Annotated in this window: 17 protein-coding genes, 4 tRNA genes and 1 rRNA gene; 14 read left to right on the top strand and 8 right to left on the bottom strand. The window is 47.7% G+C overall.

What is annotated here, in order from left to right; translation table 11 throughout:
- Nucleotides 1-69 precede the first annotated feature (69 nt).
- Entirely contained in the window at nt 70-948 is an 879-nt protein-coding gene (locus FTU67_RS04030; protein ID WP_016658655.1) for a metal-dependent hydrolase, read from the bottom strand.
- A 120-nt stretch (nt 949-1,068) separates the two neighbouring features.
- Here FTU67_RS04030 and FTU67_RS04025 point away from each other — a divergent pair, with 120 nt between their 5' ends.
- Nucleotides 1,069-2,154: an AraC family transcriptional regulator gene (locus FTU67_RS04025; protein WP_160241008.1), complete on the top strand. Its 1,086-nt coding sequence runs from the start codon at nt 1,069-1,071 to the stop codon at nt 2,152-2,154.
- Between the two features lie 11 nt (nt 2,155-2,165).
- Here FTU67_RS04025 and FTU67_RS04020 read toward each other — a convergent pair whose 3' ends face one another.
- Nucleotides 2,166-3,497, bottom strand: coding sequence for a Na+/H+ antiporter NhaC family protein (locus tag FTU67_RS04020; protein ID WP_160242839.1), 1,332 nt, complete (start codon nt 3,495-3,497; stop codon nt 2,166-2,168).
- Nucleotides 3,498-3,861: 364 nt separating this feature from the next.
- Between FTU67_RS04020 and trpA the strand changes: the two genes are divergently transcribed.
- Genes trpA through FTU67_RS04000 form a run of 4 tightly spaced genes read left to right on the top strand, consistent with a single transcriptional unit; the run spans nt 3,862 to nt 7,860 of the window.
- Nucleotides 3,862-4,665: a tryptophan synthase subunit alpha gene (gene trpA / locus FTU67_RS04015; protein WP_005179970.1), complete on the top strand. Its 804-nt coding sequence runs from the start codon at nt 3,862-3,864 to the stop codon at nt 4,663-4,665.
- Nucleotides 4,662-5,558, top strand: coding sequence for an acetyl-CoA carboxylase, carboxyltransferase subunit beta (accD, locus tag FTU67_RS04010; protein ID WP_005179967.1), 897 nt, complete (start codon nt 4,662-4,664; stop codon nt 5,556-5,558). Before trpA ends, accD begins: the two co-directional genes overlap by 4 nt.
- The gene (gene folC / locus FTU67_RS04005; RefSeq protein WP_180061437.1) at nt 5,555-6,838 is read left to right on the top strand and encodes a bifunctional tetrahydrofolate synthase/dihydrofolate synthase; all 1,284 of its coding nucleotides are present in this window, start codon (nt 5,555-5,557) and stop codon (nt 6,836-6,838) included. Before accD ends, folC begins: the two co-directional genes overlap by 4 nt.
- Complete coding sequence (locus tag FTU67_RS04000) at nt 6,835-7,860, top strand: SPOR domain-containing protein (protein ID WP_180061436.1); 1,026 nt, start codon at nt 6,835-6,837, stop codon at nt 7,858-7,860. Before folC ends, FTU67_RS04000 begins: the two co-directional genes overlap by 4 nt.
- Nucleotides 7,861-7,887: 27 nt before the next feature.
- Here the strand turns inward: FTU67_RS04000 and FTU67_RS03995 are convergent, their stop codons facing one another.
- Together FTU67_RS03995 and FTU67_RS03990 are read right to left on the bottom strand one after the other, a co-directional pair.
- Entirely contained in the window at nt 7,888-8,475 is a 588-nt protein-coding gene (locus FTU67_RS03995; RefSeq protein WP_180061435.1) for a dual specificity protein phosphatase family protein, read from the bottom strand.
- 121 nt (nt 8,476-8,596) lie between these two features.
- A complete protein-coding gene (locus FTU67_RS03990; RefSeq protein WP_005179960.1) occupies nt 8,597-9,238 on the bottom strand; it encodes a peroxiredoxin in 642 nt (213 codons plus the stop codon).
- 338 nt (nt 9,239-9,576) lie between these two features.
- Between FTU67_RS03990 and secA the strand changes: the two genes are divergently transcribed.
- The 8 genes from secA to FTU67_RS03950 all read left to right on the top strand — a co-directional run bounded on the left by secA (nt 9,577) and on the right by FTU67_RS03950 (nt 15,951).
- Nucleotides 9,577-12,294, top strand: coding sequence for a preprotein translocase subunit SecA (gene secA, locus FTU67_RS03985; RefSeq protein ID WP_005179958.1), 2,718 nt, complete (start codon nt 9,577-9,579; stop codon nt 12,292-12,294).
- A gap of 157 nt (nt 12,295-12,451) precedes the next feature.
- Nucleotides 12,452-12,805, top strand: a complete 354-nt coding sequence (locus FTU67_RS03980; RefSeq protein ID WP_016658663.1) for a hypothetical protein — start codon at nt 12,452-12,454, stop codon at nt 12,803-12,805.
- Between the two features lie 159 nt (nt 12,806-12,964).
- Entirely contained in the window at nt 12,965-14,185 is a 1,221-nt protein-coding gene (gene argJ / locus FTU67_RS03975; RefSeq protein ID WP_180061434.1) for a bifunctional glutamate N-acetyltransferase/amino-acid acetyltransferase ArgJ, read from the top strand.
- A 144-nt stretch (nt 14,186-14,329) separates the two neighbouring features.
- Nucleotides 14,330-15,397 carry a quinolinate synthase NadA gene (gene nadA / locus FTU67_RS03970; protein WP_127800468.1) on the top strand — a complete coding sequence of 356 codons (1,068 nt, stop codon included), beginning with the start codon at nt 14,330-14,332 and terminating at the stop codon, nt 15,395-15,397.
- A 154-nt stretch (nt 15,398-15,551) separates the two neighbouring features.
- A tRNA-Pro gene (locus FTU67_RS03965) sits at nt 15,552-15,628 on the top strand.
- 41 nt (nt 15,629-15,669) lie between these two features.
- Nucleotides 15,670-15,746, top strand: a tRNA-Arg gene (locus FTU67_RS03960).
- 34 nt (nt 15,747-15,780) lie between these two features.
- Nucleotides 15,781-15,856: transfer RNA gene (locus FTU67_RS03955), tRNA-His, on the top strand.
- A gap of 18 nt (nt 15,857-15,874) precedes the next feature.
- Nucleotides 15,875-15,951 (top strand) — tRNA-Pro (locus FTU67_RS03950).
- A gap of 133 nt (nt 15,952-16,084) precedes the next feature.
- Here the strand turns inward: FTU67_RS03950 and FTU67_RS03945 are convergent.
- The 4 genes from FTU67_RS03945 to FTU67_RS14175 all read right to left on the bottom strand — a co-directional run bounded on the left by FTU67_RS03945 (nt 16,085) and on the right by FTU67_RS14175 (nt 18,259).
- Entirely contained in the window at nt 16,085-16,564 is a 480-nt protein-coding gene (locus tag FTU67_RS03945) for an OmpA family protein (protein ID WP_171431712.1), read from the bottom strand.
- Nucleotides 16,565-16,571: 7 nt separating this feature from the next.
- Nucleotides 16,572-17,660, bottom strand: coding sequence for a sensor domain-containing diguanylate cyclase (locus tag FTU67_RS03940; protein WP_168381532.1), 1,089 nt, complete (start codon nt 17,658-17,660; stop codon nt 16,572-16,574).
- Between the two features lie 132 nt (nt 17,661-17,792).
- Complete coding sequence (locus tag FTU67_RS14180) at nt 17,793-17,984, bottom strand: YfiR family protein (RefSeq protein WP_286388198.1); 192 nt, start codon at nt 17,982-17,984, stop codon at nt 17,793-17,795.
- 8 nt (nt 17,985-17,992) lie between these two features.
- On the bottom strand, nt 17,993-18,259 hold the full coding sequence (locus FTU67_RS14175; protein WP_257221839.1) for a YfiR/HmsC family protein: 267 nt from the start codon (nt 18,257-18,259) through the stop codon (nt 17,993-17,995).
- 576 nt (nt 18,260-18,835) lie between these two features.
- On the opposite strand from FTU67_RS14175, the gene FTU67_RS14145 reads away from it, so the two are divergent.
- Nucleotides 18,836-18,911 (top strand): 16S ribosomal RNA (locus FTU67_RS14145); the annotation flags it as partial.

Genomic DNA, 18,911 nt, shown 5'->3' with positions numbered 1-18,911 from the left:
TACAACTCATCCATCGAATAAAAAAGCTGAACCTGACATTCAGCTTTTTTAATCCATCATAACTTTTCTTTAATCTTTAGCCGCCTGCCAGAAGGCTTCACCGGCCTGAATCGGATCATTGGTCTGTTCCAGGGTGTTAATCCAGACTTCATACTGGGCAATAATCGGATGCTGGCTGGGATGAAAATCTTTTTTAAACCAGTCTTTATATAGCCGGCCCATCCGGGTTAAGGTGCCTTTTTTGCCAAAGAACCACGGCAAACCTTTGGCATTCAGTTGCAGACGCTGCCACAGACTAAAGCCATCCTGTTTTAACATGATATTGGCCCGATAAATGGTAAAACCAAACATCAGGAACGTGGTCCAGACCAGGGCAAAATGCCGCATCGCTTCAGAAACTTGGGCCACATCGCGCATTACATCAAAGGCCACATCCCGATGTTCCATTTCTTCAATCGCATGCCAGGCAAACAAGGCGCGTACATACGGATGTGCTTCAGCTAACGTCGAGCGATGGGCATAAAAAGTTTCGGCCATGAGGGCGGTCAGGTGCTCGGCTGCTGCCGTGGTGGCAATATTGTATTCCGGTGAGCGTTTTTCCAGTTCAAATTTAAAAATCCGGTTGAGCTGGCGGATAAACTGATCCACCGGCATACCCTGATTTTTCATTAGCTGGTTCATTTTGTCATGCGCGATGCCATGCTGGGCTTCCTGGCGGATAAAGTCGGCCACGCGTTGCTGCAGTTCTGGCTGCTGAATCTGCTCGCGGTACAAGCGTACCGACTGAATAAAATAGCGTTCCCCATCGGGAAAGGTCAGGCTTAAGGCATCAAACATGCGGGTCAGAAAAGGATCTCCACCAAACCAGAAGCGTGGAATCTGTTCCAGCTTAAAGTCGAGATTGCTGCGCACCACTGGTTGCGCCTGATATTGGACTATGGCATTCATCTTGTTTTACTTCATCTAGTCGTTCATATCTGCAGTATGTCGGGCTTTAGCGGCTTTGTTTTGACAAGTCTTGCCAGTTTTTATACATTTTACGCCATAGTGAAAATAAGAAATGTCAGGATGACAACTTACCCGAGTGATATTCAGATTCCAAACGGCTATGTACACTTGTGGCAGTCCTACCTGCAGGCACAAGGTGTGCAGCCGCAACAGCTCGAGCTGTCAGACAGCTTGCAGCAATATGTGCAGCATGTACTGAGTTTGCCGATTGATGGCCAATCTTCCTGTCAGGCTTTTATTACGCTGCTGGAACAGACCCGGCAGCAGCTGAACACAGCCTATCTGGTGTTTGAACTGGCGCGTTTTATCCGTCCGGAACATTTTGGTGTGCTCGGCTATATGGCCTCGCGCAGTAATAGCGTGGCCGAGGCCTTGCAGTATATTGCCCAGTTTAGCCGGCTGGTGATTGATGCTAACGAAGCGGTTCCCATGCAGATTCAGCAGCAGGATGATCTGCTGATTGTCTCCTGGCCGAATCCGCAGGATCAGAGCACGCTGATTCACGAAATCACCTTTGCCTGTATGCTGCAGCTGGCCCGGCAGATGTTTGCGGCCGAACACTTTCCCTTGCGCCGGGTTCATTTTGCCCATGCTCCGCAAACGGCGCTGTATCAATATCAAAAGTTTTATGGCTGCGAAGTGTTGTTTGATCAGCCGGATTATCAGCTGGTGCTGAGCATCGACAGCCTGCAGCTGCAACCACAGCAGCCTGATCCAACTTTAATCGGGATTTTAAAAAAACAGGCTGAAGAAGCGATGGCGGCCAAACCTTTGCTGGAAGGGCTGGACCAGAAGCTGCGTCATTTGATTGCCGATTATTTAAGGCTGCAGCAACAAGCACCCAAGCTGGATGAGCTGGCTGTCGAGCTGTGTATGTCCAGTCGCACTTTGCAGCGTCAACTGAGTGAACTGGGGACCTCATTTAAACAGCTGCTGGACATGGAAAGGATCAAACGCTGTGAGTTGCTATTACCGCAAAAGCTGAGTCTGACCGAGATTGCCAGCCAGCTCGGTTATTCCGATCAGTCGGCTTTGGCGCGTGCCTATAAAGCGCATTGCGGCCAGACCTTAACCGAGCGGCGCCGGGTACTGCGTCAGCAACAGACCACCAATAAAAAGCGGCTGAATAGCCGCTTGGAAAATTAAAAAGTACAGTCTTAAGCCGTGCGCAGTTTAGGGAAACGCAAGGCAATAGCGGCAATCGCAAAAATCGCCAGCACCCAGCAATAATAGACACTGCCAATCAGCTCTACCGGTGACATTTTGGCAATCGAGCAGGCCAGCAATAACTGGGCGCCATAAGGAATCAGGCCCTGTACCACGCAGGAGAAAATATCCAGCAGGGCGGCAGCGCGTTTCGGATCGACGCCATATTCCTGCGCCACTTCCCGCGCCATATCTCCAGACAGGATAATCGCCACGGTATTGTTGGCCACAAACAGGTTGGAAAACACCACCAGAAAGCTAATCCCCAACTCACCAGCACGTTGCGCGCCAACCTTAAACAGGCGAGTCAGCTTGTAGATGCGTTGAATCAGCCATTCCAGGCCGCCTTCTTTTTGCATAATGGCCGATAAGCCACCCAGGAACATCGACAGCAACGCCACTTCAAACATGCCGACAAAACCGTCATAAATAGCACCATTCAGCTTGAGCAGATCAAACTCAGGCAGCATCAACAGTCCCATCAGCGCGGAAAGTAAAATCCCGATGGTTAACACTGCCAGCACATGCAGGCGAGAAAAGGCCAGCACAAACACCGCCACATAGGGCAAGATGAGCCAGGCGTTATACTCCTGATAGGCAATGGCCTGGGTATTCTGGTTAATCAGCATATAAATCAGTACTGTGATCAGTGCAGCCGGTACGGCAATCCAGACATTGACCTTGAATTTGTCACGCAGCTGTACTTTCTGGCTGCTGGTGGCGGCAATGGTGGTGTCGGAAATCATCGACAGGTTATCACCAAACATGGCACCGCCAACCACCGCACCAATGGTATAGACCGTGGCAATTTGCGTGGCTTCGGAAAAACCAAAGGCAATGGGCGCACAGGCTGCAATGGTGCCCATTGAAGTGCCCATGGCGGTGGCGACAAAGGCTGAAATCAGAAACAGCATCGGCAGTACAAATTCCGGCGGAATAATCGACAGGCCCAGCTGTACCGTGGCATTGACACTGCCAATGGCGCCACTGGTGCTGGCAAAGGCACCGGCCAGCATAAACACCATAAACATCAGAATCAGGTTCGGATGGCTGGCGCCCTGCAAAAATTCTTCAATGGCCCGGTTCAGCTGACCACGATAGAGCAATAATGCCAGGATAATGGCTGGAATGGCCGCCACCGGCGCCTTGACCTGATAGAAGGCAAACTCGGTCCCAATCAGGGAATGGTAAATGCCACTGCCTAAAAAAATGGCTAAAAATACAATAAGTGGCAACAGCGCAAGCCCGCGAGCGTGCACTTTTGCCTGGGAGTCGGAAATCATAGAAATAAGAAAAAGTCTGAAAACGGCGCTAGTATAAAGCAGCTTTTGCTATTTCTGAAAACTTTAAATGTAAATGCTAACTGTCCTATTTTTATCATCTTTTTTGCTCAGTCATTGGGTTTTTCTAACTGCTTGAGATTGCTGGGAATAGCGAAATTAGGCATCTTTGATCATTGAGAAAAAAACCGAAATATCGGTAAATGTAGCTTTCGGGTTGTTCTGGAATTCGCGCTTTGCTGATGAAATCGGGCATCGACCAGCTGTGCTCTGTTCAATGAGCAAAAAATAGCGTTACAATGCGATGTCCTGTATTTCGACAATAGCAACTTATCAGTTTTGAATTATTCAAGGAAAGCACAGCCCTATGTCACGTTTAGCCACCCGATTTGCACAGTTGAAATCTCAACAACGTAAGGCCCTCGTATCTTATGTCATGGCAGGTGACCCACAGCCACAGGTAACGGTACCGCTGTTACATCAAATGGTTGAGGCGGGTGTAGATGTGATTGAGCTTGGACTGCCATTCTCTGACCCGATGGCCGATGGTCCAGTCATTGCCTTGGCTGCAGAACGTGCATTAGCAGGGGGAACCAATACCCTCGATGCACTGAATATGGTCAAGGAATTCCGCCAAAAAGACACGGAAACACCAGTGGTGCTCATGGGTTATTTAAACCCGGTTGAGGTCATTGGCTACCAGAAGTTTGTCGCCTATGCGCATGAATGTGGGGTAGATGGTGTCTTGCTGGTGGATCTGCCGCCAGAAGAAGCTGCCGATTTAGACCAGATCTTACAGCAGTATGATATGGACCAGATTTTCCTGCTGGCACCAACCTCTACCGATGAGCGTATCCAGCATGTAGTGAAACAGGCCAGCGGCTTTATTTACTACGTGTCGCTTAAAGGCGTGACCGGTGCAGCCACTTTAGATGTTTCTGAAGCGGCGCAGCGGATTGAGAAAATCAAGGCAGTCACCGATGTACCGGTTGGTGTCGGTTTCGGTATCAGTGATGCGGCGTCTGCCAAAGTCATGGGTGCCGTGGCAGATGCAGTCATTGTCGGTAGTGCTTTCGTAAAACAGTTTGCCAACCTCGAACCAGAACAAGCCGTGGTTGAAACGGTTAATAAAGTCAAGGAGCTTCGAGCCGCGCTCGATGAGTTAGTATGAGTCAAGAAGTCAAGCCAGGGAAAATCTTAAGCCCAACTACGCCGTGGACAGAACGCGGCGTACCGGGAATTCATGTACCGGATGAGCAGCAAGCCTTAAAGGCGACATTCACCGAACCAACCATCGAATGTCCGGAATGTCATGCACTGGTGACTCGTACAGCCATGTCTTTCAATGCCTATGTCTGCCCGCAATGTGACGAGCATTTACGCATGAAAGCGCGTGACCGTTTAACCTGGTTCCTCGATCAGGTCGATGCCGAACTGGGTCAGGAATTTTCTGCCAAAGATCCACTGAAATTTGTGGACAGCAAGCCGTATCCGGACCGTATGGCCGAAGCACAAAAGAAAACCGGTGAAACTGAAGCTTTACTGGTCATGCAAGGTTTATTAAAAGGCGTGCCGGTAACCACCTGTGCCTTTGAATTTGACTTTATGGGCGGCTCTATGGGCACGGTGGTCGGTGACCGTTTTGTGCTTGCAGCGGAACGTGCCATTCAGCAACGTCAGCCGTTAATCTGCTTTGCCGCCTCAGGCGGTGCGCGTATGCAGGAAGGCATGCTGTCTTTAATGCAGATGGCGCGTACTTCAGCAGCCATCCAGCGTTTAAAAGAAGCGGGCTTACCATATATCGTGGTCTTAACCCATCCGGTATATGGTGGCGTAACGGCATCGTTGGCAATGTTGGGTGATGTTCATCTGGCAGAACCAAAAGCCATGATTGGCTTTGCCGGTAAGCGTGTAATTGAGCAAACCGTACGTGAAAAACTGGATGAACCGTTCCAGCGCGCGGAATACCTGCTTGATCATGGTGTGGTCGATCAGATTGTTCATCGTCATGCATTACGTGATACTGTATATCGCATTGTCACGAAACTGATGAATTTGTCTTGAATACAGCACCACTTGCAACCGACTCTTTAGAAACATGGCTCAATTATTGGAGCCATGTTCACGTTACAGGGATTGATTTAGGTCTGGAACGGGTGATTCCTGTGGCTGAAAAGCTGGGCGTCACTCACCCGGACGCAAAAGTGTTTACTGTCGCGGGCACCAATGGCAAAGGTTCCACCACCACCACCTTGGCCGCGATTTTAAATGCTCAGGGTTATCAGGTGGGGCTGTATCAGTCGCCGCATATTTACCGTTTTAATGAACGGGTCAAACTGGGCGGCGTCGAGGTCGATGACCAGCAACTGATTGAGGCCTTTGTACAGGTCGATCAGGCGCGTCGTGACTGTAATTTAAGTTTATCGTTTTTTGAAGCCACCACGCTGGCGGCTTTTGTCATTTTTAAGCAGCAGGCTTGTGATGTCTGGGTGCTGGAAGTTGGCCTGGGCGGCCGTCTGGATGTGGTCAATGTGGTACATCCCGATGTGGCCGTGATTACCAATATCGGGCTGGATCATACCGACTGGCTGGGCGATACCATTGAAAAAATTGCCTTTGAAAAAGCCGGCATCATCCGCCCGAATATTCCGGTGATCTTTGGCGGCGTGCAGGAATTACCGCAAGCCATTCAGGACAAGGCAGCACAGTGTCAGGCCCCGCTATATGTCGCCAATCGTGATTATTTTTACCGCACTGCTGCAGATGGCCAGTCCTGGTCATTTGCCAGCAGTGGCAGCACCTTGAAATTACCGCTTGGCACGCTGGCGCTGGAAAATATATCGACCGCAGTTGCCGCCGTGTTACTTAGCGGTCTGAACATCCAGCAGCAGGCGATTGCCGAAGGCATCCAACAGGCCCAGCTCCCGGGCCGTTTTGAAATTCGCCAGATTGCCGGCAAGACCGTAATCTTTGACGCCGGGCACAATCCGCACGGTGTAGAGTTTTTGTTAAAGCAATTGCGAAATTATTTAAATTACAATAAACAGTACACCGAAGTGATCAGTGTGTTTTCCATGCTGGCCGATAAAGATGTGAATTCTGTCGTTGCCTTATTGAAAGAACATGTTTTAATGTGGAAAATTGCACAATTAAATGTTCCTCGTGCGGCAGACATCACACAACTGGATGCGGCTCTCGAGGGCGAAACAGTACAGCACTTTGATAGTGTTCAATTAGCTTTTAAATCAGCGCTGGATGAAACGAACAATAATCAGCTGATTTTGGTATGTGGATCATTTCATACCTTAGAAGCGGTATGGGAGTATTTGGAAGAATGTCAATGAATAACAAACAGCGCTGGATGGGCGGCGTTGTTTTATTGGGTGGTGGTGTGTTATTGGCAGCATTACTCCTGAAAGGCCAAGAAGAAATACATCAAAATAATGTCAAAACGCCAGAACGGGTCGAACAGTTACAGCAAAATACTGTGCCTGAAGCCGAAATGATTCAGCTACAACCTTTAACGGTAGATGTAGAAACTGAAAAACGTCTGCTGGAAGAGCAGCGCCGTGCCCGTGAAAAAGCCGTGGCTGAACAGGAAGCGCGTGCCGCTGAATTCCTGGCCATGCAGCAGCAGGCAGAAGCAGAAGCCGCCCGTAAGGCTGCAGAAGAATATGCGGCCTTAAATGCGCTACGTAATGGCCAGCAGCAAAGTTCCGACAATATTCCGCCAGAGCTGGTTGAAGATGAGCAGGCCAAACAAAAACGTCTGGCTGAAGAAAAACTGGCTGCCCAGAAAAAGCTGGAACAGCAAAAAGCAGCTGAAGCCAAAAAAGCTGCCGAGCAGAAAGCGGCCCAGGAACGTACTGCTGCCGAGAAAAAAGCAGCAGAACAAAAAGCTGCGGAAGAAAAACGCTTAGCCGAAGAAAAGCGTCAGGCAGAAGCCAAACGCAAGGCCGAGCAGGAACGTAAGGCTGCTGAACAGAAAGCTGCAGAAGAGAAGCGCAAAGCTGAGGAAAAACGTCAGGCAGAAGCCAAACGTAAAGCCGAAGAAGAAGCCAAAAAGAAAGCTGAAGCCGAGAAAGCACGTAAACTGCTGGAAGGCGAAGATGATGGCAAGCAGTGGATGGTGCAGGTGGCACTGGCTGCCAATGAGGCCAATGCCGATGCACTGGCCGCGCGCTTAAAAGCCAAAGGCTATAAAGTTATCAAGAGTCCAACCTCTAAAGGGATCCGGATTATGGTGGGGCCATCCAAAGACCGTGAAAGTGCCGATGCAGCACGCAAGAAAATTGCGGCAGATGCCAGCCTGAACATGAAATCGGCCTGGGTGATTGACTGGGTGCCGTTAGACAAGCGGAACTAGTTGTAAGTATCCTTCGGCATTTTGCCCTTAGTTTTCATCTGATGGATTCGACAGCTGCTGTCGAATCCATTTTATATTTTCAGGACGAAATAAGGCGTCAATATTGACCCAGATCGGATGAAAGCCAAAGCCGCCATATTTCATTTCTGCCAGCGCCTGTTCCACCGGCCAGTGTTCAAATATAATCCGGTACATGGCCACACTGGCCCCGGTCCGGTCTGCACCATGATAACAATGAATCAGCACTTTTTGCTGTTGGGCTTGGGCGCTTTGAATCTGCTGCATCACCTGCAATAAATCTTCCCGATCAATGGCCCAGGTATGAATCGGTAGATGCACCGATTGCAATCCATGCTGCTGCAGCGGTTTAGCCTCTGTCGCTTTGGGGCGTAGATTAATCACTACATCAATCTCATGCTGTTGTAACAATGTTGCCAGCTGCTGATCGGGCTGTTCGCTACGAAACAGCATCGGGCTGACCTGATAAAAATTGTGCTGCGCATCCAGCGGTTGAGCCCAGGTACTCGGGCGTTGCTGTTCAGGCAAGGCCGGTGTGGTCATGCAGCCCGTGCAACAAATACAGGTCAGGACCAGGGCAAGCAGATTTTTGGGCATAGTGTTTTAATTGGTTGTGCTGGGTCATTCCAGTGTAGCACGGCTGAGGTGCTGACCTTGTACCATGAAAAAATGCCCGTCCGAAGACAGGCATACAGGAAGATGAACGGATATTGATTATTTAGTCACGATTCGGCTGCGGGGTTAAACGCAGGTACGGTTTTACTGCAGTATAGCCTTTCGGGAAACGCTGTTTTAATTCGGCTTCATCTTGCAGTGAAGGCACAATCACCACATCTTCACCCTCTTGCCAGTTGGCCGGGGTGGCCACTTTATAGTTGTCGGTCAGTTGCAGGGAATCGACCACGCGTAAAATTTCATGGAAATTACGTCCGGTAGAGGCCGGATAGGTAATAATCAGACGCACTTTTTTATTCGGGTCGATAATCACCAGGGAGCGTACCGTCAGGGTTTCGCTGGCATTGGGATGGATAAAATCATATAGCGTCGATACTTTACGGTCCTGATCGGCAATAATCGGAAAATTCACGCTGGTGTTCTGGGTTTCGTTAATGTCATTAATCCAGCCTTTGTGTGATTCGACATCATCGACCGACAGGGCAATGGCCTTGACGCCACGTTTTTCAAATTCCTGTTTGAGTTTTGCGGTATAGCCCAGTTCGGTGGTGCAGACCGGGGTGTAGTCGGCAGGATGTGAAAACAGGATGCCCCAGCTGTCGCCCAGAAATTCATAAAAGTTCAGGGTGCCTTCGCTTGATTCCTGAGTAAAGTCGGGTGCGGTATCGCCTAATCGTAAACTCATTTTAACTGCCTCATATCGTTGTTGTATTGGGGGATGGAATTGACTATGGCGCAATTCTTTTAGCATTGAAAATACTTTTTTTGTAATTCTTTATGAATATATGGAATAAGTAGTTGCAGAAATGCTGAAAAAACATGCAGTCATATTGTCATGCTTTGACTATATCATCCGATTAAAATTTGCTACATTATTTTGCCTTAGCTTCGCTGTACGGATAGAAATCATCAGAATTTTTTGATGGGTTGTGTGCAAAACCCTTGTACTTCAAATTTCTAGCACCATAATAACGACTGAGAACAAATTATTCTTTTGACAAGCAAGATTTAGAGAGTCTATTCATGTTGGCAAGTCTGATCGGAGGAATCTTCGGTACCAAAAATGAGCGCGAACTCAAACGCATGCGTAAAATCGTAGACAAGATTAATGCGCTCGAGCCGACGATATCAGCCTTAAGCGATGCAGACTTATCTGCAAAAACCGAAGAATTCAAACAACGATATAACAAGGGCGAAAGTCTAGATAAGTTATTGCCAGAAGCGTTTGCAGTCTGCCGTGAAGCCGGGAAACGGGTCATGGGCATGCGCCATTATGATGTACAGCTGATTGGTGGTATTACCCTGCACGAAGGTAAAATTGCAGAAATGCGTACCGGTGAAGGTAAAACCTTAATGGGGACTTTGGCCTGTTACCTGAATGCCTTAAGTGGTGAAGGCGTACACGTGATTACCGTGAACGACTACCTGGCACAGCGTGATGCCGAGCTCAACCGTCCACTCTTTGAATTTCTGGGTTTAAGCATCGGCATTATTTATTCGATGCAGGACCCGACCGAAAAAGCGCAAGCTTACCGTGCCGATATTACTTACGGGACCAACAACGAATTTGGTTTCGACTATTTGCGTGACAACATGGTGTTCTCGCTGGCAGAGAAAAAGCAGCGTGGCCTGACCTATGCCATTATCGATGAAGTCGACTCGATCCTGATTGATGAAGCACGTACCCCGCTGATTATCTCGGGTCAGAGCGAAGACTCATCACAGCTGTATGCGGCGATTAATACCATTCCGCCTAAACTGCATCCGCAAAAAGAAGAGAAAGTGCCAGATGGCGGTCACTTCTGGATTGATGAAAAACAGCGTTCGGTTGAAATGACCGAAGTCGGTTATGAAACCGTAGAAAATGAGCTGATTCAGATGGGGCTGCTGGCAGAAGGGGAAAGCCTGTATTCTGCTTCCAACCTGAATCTGGTACATCACGTGTCTGCGGCCATTCGTGCCCATTTCCTGTATCAGCGCAATGTGCATTACATCATCCATGATGGTGAAGTGATTATTGTCGATGAAAACACCGGCCGTACCATGCCGGGTCGTCGCTGGTCTGAAGGTCTGCATCAGGCAGTTGAAGCCAAAGAAGGTCTGGAAATCCAGCCTGAAAACCAGACTCTGGCCACCACCACCTTCCAGAACTACTTCCGTCTGTACAAAAAACTGTCCGGTATGACCGGTACTGCCGATACTGAAGCGGCAGAAATGAAAGAAATTTATGGTCTGGATGTGGTAATTATTCCAACCCACCGTCCAATGATCCGTCAGGACCATAACGATTTAATCTATTTAAATCGTGAAGGCAAATACAATGCGATTATTCAGGAAATCCTGCGCGTGCAGGAATCCGGTGTCGCGCCGATCCTGATTGGTACTGCCACCATTGAAGCCTCAGAAATCCTCTCGGACAAACTGAAAGAGGCCGGTATTCATCACGAAGTTCTGAACGCCAAACAGCACGAACGTGAAGCCGATATTATTGCCCAAGCCGGTGCACCACGTGCGGTGACCATTGCCACCAACATGGCGGGTCGTGGTACCGATATTCTGCTCGGTGGTAACTGGAAAGCTCTGCTGGCCAAAATTGAAAACCCGACACCTGAAGATGAACAACGTCTGAAAGAAGAATGGGACCAGAACCACGAAGCGGTACTGGCCTCAGGCGGTTTGCATATTATTGGTTCTGAACGCCATGAATCACGCCGTATTGATAACCAGCTGCGTGGTCGTGCCGGTCGTCAGGGTGACCCGGGTGTGTCGCGTTTCTATCTGTCACTTGAAGATGACCTGATGCGTATTTTCGCCGGTGATCGTGTGGTGGCCATGATGCGTGCCATGGGCCTGAAAGAAGATGAAGCCATTGAACACAAAATGGTGTCGCGTTCGATTGAAAATGCCCAGCGCAAAGTTGAAGCACGTAACTTCGATATCCGTAAGAACCTGTTGAAATACGATGACGTCAACAATGAACAGCGTAAGATTATTTACTCACAGCGTGATGAAATTCTTGCCGCAAACTCATTGCAAGATTACATCGAAGAAATGCACCGTGAAGTGATTCAGGGCGTGATTGCCAACTATGTACCACCAGAGTCGATTCATGATCAGTGGGATATTGACGGTCTGGAGCAGGCGTTACGTGAAGATCTGGCTTTAGATCTGCCAATTAACCAATGGTTAGAAGAAGATCGCCGTCTGGATGAAGAAGGTCTGGTCGAACGTATTTCTGATGAGCTGGTGGCTCGTTATAACAGCCGCCGTCAGCAAATGGGTGATGAATCTGCAGCCATGCTGGAGCGTCACTTTATGCTCAACTCGCTGGATCGTCACTGGAAAGACCATCTGGCAGCAATGGATTACTTGCGTCAAGGCATTCATTTACGTGGTTATGCGCAAAAGAATCCGGAGCAGGAATACAAGAAAGAAGCCTTTAACCTGTTTGTGAACATGCTCGCTGTGATCAAGTCTGATGTCGTGACTGACTTGTCTCGCGTACACGTACCAACAGCTGAAGAACTGGCTGAACTTGAAGCACAGAAACAGGCACAAGCCGAGGCGATGCAGCTGAATCTGTCTCATGCCGATGTGGACAGTCTGACCGGTGAAACTTTCGAAGCCGATGCGCAGCAGACAACCCCAACCGAAACGGTGTTTACGCCACCGGCAAGCCGTAATTCACCATGTCCATGTGGTTCAGGTCTGAAATACAAACAGTGCCACGGCAAAATCTAAGCCATTCAAAACATCTCGCAAAAAGCAGAATTTCGATTCTGCTTTTTTTTATTCCGCTAAGTGTTTGAATAGTTTTGCAAGATGTGAATACAGATTGCAGTGCAGGAAATTAAATGGTATTTAGTTGCACATTGCACACCGAAAAGTGGAAAACACAATGAAAAAAGTATTACAACCTTTACTGATTGTTGCTTTAGCAACGCCTGCTTTGGCTTTTGCCAATACCCAAACCACCACGCCGGAAAAAGTTCAGGCCGCAGTCGGTGTAAGCACTACCCAAGCAGTGGTCAATAATGACCAGGTGACGGTTGCAAGCCCACGTACCGGTATCCGTTATACCTTTGCCAACCCGAATAAACGTCCGATTGTGCTCCAGACTGCAGCCATTGCTCCGGCCAATGCTGCCAATGCCGACCGCATTGTTGCTTCTAACCCGGCCCTGTCTGCAGAAAGCCAGCAAAAAGCCAAACAGGCTTTATTAAACGAAGCTGTGCAACTGGCCAAAAACTAAGGGTCAAGCACACAACACTAACCAGCCTGCGGGCTGGTTTTTTATTGCACGGCAGTTGAGTCTGGCCACAATTTTGTGGATGATGGGTTCTGCTCGATTTTTTCCTGATTTTGTTCTAAGCTGTGCACACTGAATTATTAACTGGTTGGACGTTTAAAAATGGCAGTAGGTGACGTTTCTATGCCACAGATGCATGTGGTCAAAGGGGTGAGAATTGGGACAGCAGAAACCTATGTTCGTTATAAGAACCGACGTGACCTTGTTATTTTTGAACTGGCCGAAGGCGCCAATGTCGCCGGTGTGTTTACCCAAAACGCCTTTTGTGCAGCACCTGTGCATATCTGTAAAGCACATCTGCAGGCGGGTAATCCACGCTATTTAGTGATTAACACCGGCAATGCTAATGCCGGAACCGGTAAAACCGGTATGCAAAATGCAGCAGCAACCTGTGCCAAGCTGGCTGAACTGGCGGGTGTACAGACCGCCGAAGTATTGCCGTTTTCTACTGGTGTGATTGGCGAGCAGTTACCAATTGAGCGTTTAACTGCGGGTTTACAACCGGCCTTAGACAGCTTGCGTGCCGATGCCTGGGACGACGCTGCCCGCGGTATTATGACCACAGATACCACACCGAAAGGTGCATCTGAGCAGTTTGAACTGGATGGCATCACTTATACCATGACCGGTATTTCTAAAGGTGCCGGCATGATTCGCCCGAATATGGCGACCATGCTTGGTTATGTGGCCACTGATGCTCCAATCAGCCGTGAACTGGTACAGCAACTGTTGAGTAGTACGGTTAATGTCTCGTTTAACCGCATCACTGTAGATGGCGATACCTCAACCAATGACTCCTGTATCTTCATTGCAACTGGCCAAGCCGGTGGTACAGAAATCAGCTCGACGGAAGATCCGCGTTATGCCGTAGTATTAGAGGTTTTAACCCGGGTGATGACACGTCTGGCGCAGCTGATTGTGCGTGATGGTGAAGGCGCGACCAAATTTATTACAGTTGCAGTCGAAGGTGGACAAAATACCCAGGAATGTTGCGATATTGCTTACAGTATTGCTCATTCACCGCTAGTAAAAACCGCTATTTTTGCCTCAGATCCAAACTGGGGCCGTATTCTGGCGGCCATTGGTTATGCGGGCGTGCCAAATTTAGACGTTGAAAAAATTCAGGTTTGGTTAGATGATGTACAAATCTGTAAAGATGGCGGCGCCGCAGCGGACTATACCGAAGAAGCCGGCGCACGTGTCATGGCGCAGCAGGAAATGACCATTCGTGTAGATTTAGGTCGTGGCCAGGCTCAAGATACCGTCTATACCTGCGATTTATCTTATGATTATGTCAAGATTAATGCAGACTACCGTTCTTAAGTCCCTGATGTATTTCTGAAAAAGCCTCCGTTGTGAGGCTTTTTTACAACGCTGTATTTTTAATGATTGGTCAAGCGCTGACACTGACCAATTGCTGATGTAACTGCTTGTGCAAACAAGCATTTCGATAGAGAAGACGCTGTTATGAATGATGCGACCATTTTAATTGCCAATGAAGCAAAGTCGATTGTGCAGGCGCATTTAGACCGTTTGGGTGAACCGAAAGAAAATCATTTAACTGAAGAAGCCAAGCAGGCCAAATTTGCCTTAATTCAGGCCGAACTTAAAAAACGTGATGCAGTACTGGTGGCACACTATTATTGCGATCCTGAAGTGCAAGAGCTGGCAGAGCTGACGGGTGGTTGTGTATCGGATTCACTGGAAATGGCACGTTTTGGTCGTGATCATGCAGCGTCAACCCTGGTGGTGGCCGGGGTGAAATTTATGGGCGAAACCGCCAAAATCCTGTCACCTGAGAAAACAGTGCTGATGCCGACGCTGGAAGCCACCTGTTCACTTGACCTGGGCTGCCCGGTAGATGAATTTACCCAATTCTGCGATGCCCATCCTGATCATACCGTAGTGGTGTATGCCAACACCTCGGCTGCTGTGAAAGCCCGTGCCGACTGGGTGGTAACCTCAAGCTGTGCGGTTGAAATTGTCGAGCATCTCGATAGCCTGGGTGAAAAAATTATCTGGGCACCGGATCAGCATTTGGGTCGTTATATCCAGAAAAAAACGGGCGCAGACATGCTACTCTGGGATGGTGCCTGTATCGTGCATGAAGAATTCCGTGCCCGCGGGATTGCACAAATGAAAGCGCTTTATCCGGATGCAGCGGTGCTGGTGCATCCAGAATCACCAGAATCGGTGGTGGATATTGCTGATGCAGTCGGCAGTACCTCGCAATTGATCAAGGCTGCCCAGACTTTGCCACATGAGCGTTTAATTGTGGCGACCGACCGCGGGATTTTCTACAAAATGCAGCAGGCGGTACCGAACAAGATTCTGGTGGAAGCACCGACCGCCGGTGAAGGCGCGACCTGTCGTTCATGCGCGCATTGCCCGTGGATGGCTATGAACGAACTAGATGGGATTTTGCAGGTTTTACAGCAGGGTGATCAGGAAATTTTTGTTGATCCTACGCTGGCAGAACGCGCCAAATTACCGCTCGATCGCATGTTAAACTTCAGTGCGCAGCTAAAACGCTAAAAATTGATTGAAAAATGTCTAAAATGCTTGATAAATAAGCGGTTGAAGAGATTTTTCATATTTTTTTAAAGATAGGTGTTGACGTCCACGGGCGTCGCGCCTAGAATGCACACCGTACCGCACGATGTGCGATACACGAAAAGCTGAGATGAAACGGAGCATAGCACAGCCTGGTAGTGCACCTGGTTTGGGACCAGGGGGTCGTAGGTTCGAATCCTACTGCTCCGACCAATTTCTCAAGGCAACGATGTGTTTTTGGTATCATCGGTTAAGCGCTTGTAGCTCAGTTGGATAGAGCATCCGCCTTCTAAGCGGATGGTCACAGGTTCGAATCCTGTCAGGCGCGCCATTTTGGTGGCTTGGTATTGTAGAACTAATTGATGGTGGATGTAGCTCAGTTGGTAGAGCCCTGGATTGTGATTCCAGTTGTCGCGGGTTCGAATCCCGTCATTCACCCCAACTTTTAAAGTTGAACATCGGAGCATAGCACAGCCTGGTAGTGCACCTGGTTTGGGACCAGGGGGTCGTAGGTTCGAATCCTACTGCTCCGACCAATTTCCCTAAAGTTGAAAGATAAAAGATACCGCGTTAAGCGGTTTTTTTATGCCTGAAATTTGAGTCTGCGGATCAAATCTCCCCATAAAAAAAGCCTCTGCAAGAGGCTAGTTCTACAAAGTGGCAAAATACTTAAGGCACAATCACCACATTTACACGCTGGTTCATCGCCCGGTTTTCAGGAGAGGTATTGGGCACCAGTGGTTGTTCTGCACCGCGAGGAATTACCTGTAAATGGTTTGGTCGAAAGCCTTGTTGCATAAAAATCTGTGCGACATTTTCAGCGCGTTCTCCGGACAGCTTCAGGTTATAGGTCAGGTCGCCGACATTGTCGCTATGTCCAATAATTTTGACTTTATCTAGTTTATATTTCAGCAACTTGCTCGAGAGTTGCTGTAAGGCTTGCTGGTTATGCGCCTGGATCTCGGCCTGATCAAAACCGAACAGCAGTTTTTCTGGTAGGCCTAAGCTCCAGCCCTCGCTGGTCAGGCTAAAACCTTCCTGCTTGAGCATGCGAGCCTGTTTGTAATTGAGCTGCCCCAGACTCATGCAGGCACTGAGGGTAGTCAGTGCAAGCAGCAGACAAGCAGTTTTAAAAATATGTTTTAACATGAATAAACTAACCTTTGGCCATGCGCCCGTGCTCTGCAAAAATGTACCAGTGTTGTGCGAGCTGCTTGGCCTTATACATGGCCATATCTGCATTATTGATCAGCATTTCAGGAGATGATGCTGACTGAGCGAGTGCGATGCCAATACTAAAACTGAAATAAATAGGATGATGATTAAAAATTAAAGGCTGGCGACAGCAGTGGAGTAAATTTTCACTTATTCTAATTAAATCATGATGATCTTCAATATTTTTTACAATAATTGCGAACTCATCACCACCGAGGCGGGACACAAAATCATGCTGGTTTAACGCTTGGCGCAAGCGTTTGGCCATTTCCAGCAGCACGGCATCACCGGCGGCATGGCCGTGGCGATCATTAATTTCTTTAAAGTTATCGTTATCAATAAACAGCAGGGCAATGCTGTCCTGCGTACCTTGGGCAAAACTCTGTGCCAGCATTTGATGGAAATATTCACGGTTAGGAAGTTGGGTCAATCCATCATGACGGGCCTGATGTGACAATTGATGATTTTCATGTTGTAGCGCCCGGGTTGAGGCTTCAATTTTGTCCAGCAGTTCATTTACCACGCGATTAATTTCCTGAAATTCGGAAATTTCAGACGAGGGGAGGCGTAGCTGATAATTTTTATTGGTGCTGATGGTCTGTGTGGTCTGTACCAGTGGATTGACCGCTTTCATCAAATGTCGGTAAACCGCATTTGCCGACCAGAACAGTAAGGCCAGCAGCAAAATAAAGCTAATGGTCAGCGCCAGTAGAATGGTATAGAAAAAACTGACATGGGTAGAGGCATTGCCATAGACCACCAGTTGTCCAAAATTTTGCTGCTGATGCTGAATCTCGACTGTCACTGGCTCACGAAAATACAGCCAGTCCAGTAAATACTGAATAAACGGTAACGCATTTTGATGATGATGAATGGTCGACAGGACTTCACCATTGGTAGCGATGACTTGAATCGAATGAATCGGATATTGCTCGGCATATTCAGTCAGAATCTTCTGAATTGTATAGGTGTCATGAAAGACCACAGCGGGCTGAATCCGCTCTGCCAGAGAACCGGATAAAATACTCAAACTCTGTTTGGCATAACTTCCAGGGTGTAATTAGACACCACACAAAAAATACCTAGTCATAAACCAAAGGTCAGAATAAAAATCACCAGCTGGTACGAACGGAAAATACGTCGTAGCGATACTGCTTTGGGCTTATTCATGCTTTAGGCCCCCGTTTTTACCCAGTAATAATACCCGGGGGTCAATATGTACCTGTGACTGCGTCAGACTTTGCATATTCACCCTAAATGAATACTGCTGATTTTTCTTCTGGTAAAGACAAAAGACACTGCCCAGTTCACAGGCTGAATTGGTAGTGCTAATGCTTAAGGCGGGATAACGCACTGCATTGTTCAGAATATTCTGTTCTTCTCTTCACGCGGGCTTAGGTTAGAAAAGACAATGGCCTGACAACTGGTCTGTTTTAAATCGTCTAATTGTAGTGGGCTGATTTTATAAACATGCTGTGCGCTACGCTGGCTTTTAAATTGTTGTGCTAGCGCCGGATTATTCACAATACAAATATTCGGCGTATTTTGCTCCCATTTGGCATAACTTAAAATGGCATACACCATTTGGGGTGTACCAGCGGTTGGGCTATTGGCATGGGCAGGGTGCAAACATAAACACAGCAAAAAACACAGTGTTTTGTGTAAGGGGAGAGAAGGCATTTTTATAAAAAGTTAAAAATAAAATTATGGCCGCAGTCTAACTAAAATAAAAATGAAAGAAAAGGATAAAAAATAAACTGAAAAACCCGAAATTGATCATAAAAAATACAGTTAAGATATATTTCCCAAAATAATTAAAAATAGGGGTTGCGTCAGGTTTTATTTGCTCTATAATGCACATCCATCGGCGGTGATGTTGATAAAAACTTGTTGATAAACAAGGATTTAGCTAAAATGGTTGAGTTCTGGTTTAGGTGGTAAGTTTAGAAATAAAATCAACATTGCATGTTGACTTTCTAAAAATAGAAAGTAGTATAGCCGACCTAGCTTGATGCTGACGAAGCATCGAGAAGATCATTAAGAGATTATGAAGAACAACTTGTGTGGATTTTTACTGGTTGATTAATCGAATATATTTTCATTAATTGATTGGTTTAAATTACTCGAAGTTTATTTGAGCGAATTTAAGTCAGAAAATTGATGAGCCAAGTTTAAGAACTTTACTTATAAAGTTCGAAATGATTTTAACTGAAGAGTTTGATCATGGCTCAGATTGAACGCTGGCGGCAGGCTTAACACATGCAAGTCGAGCGGGGAAGGT

The sequence above is a fragment of the Acinetobacter sp. YH12132 genome (assembly GCF_013418645.1).
Taxonomy (GTDB): domain Bacteria; phylum Pseudomonadota; class Gammaproteobacteria; order Pseudomonadales; family Moraxellaceae; genus Acinetobacter; species Acinetobacter indicus.
This window is presented reverse-complemented; position numbering and strand designations above follow the sequence as displayed.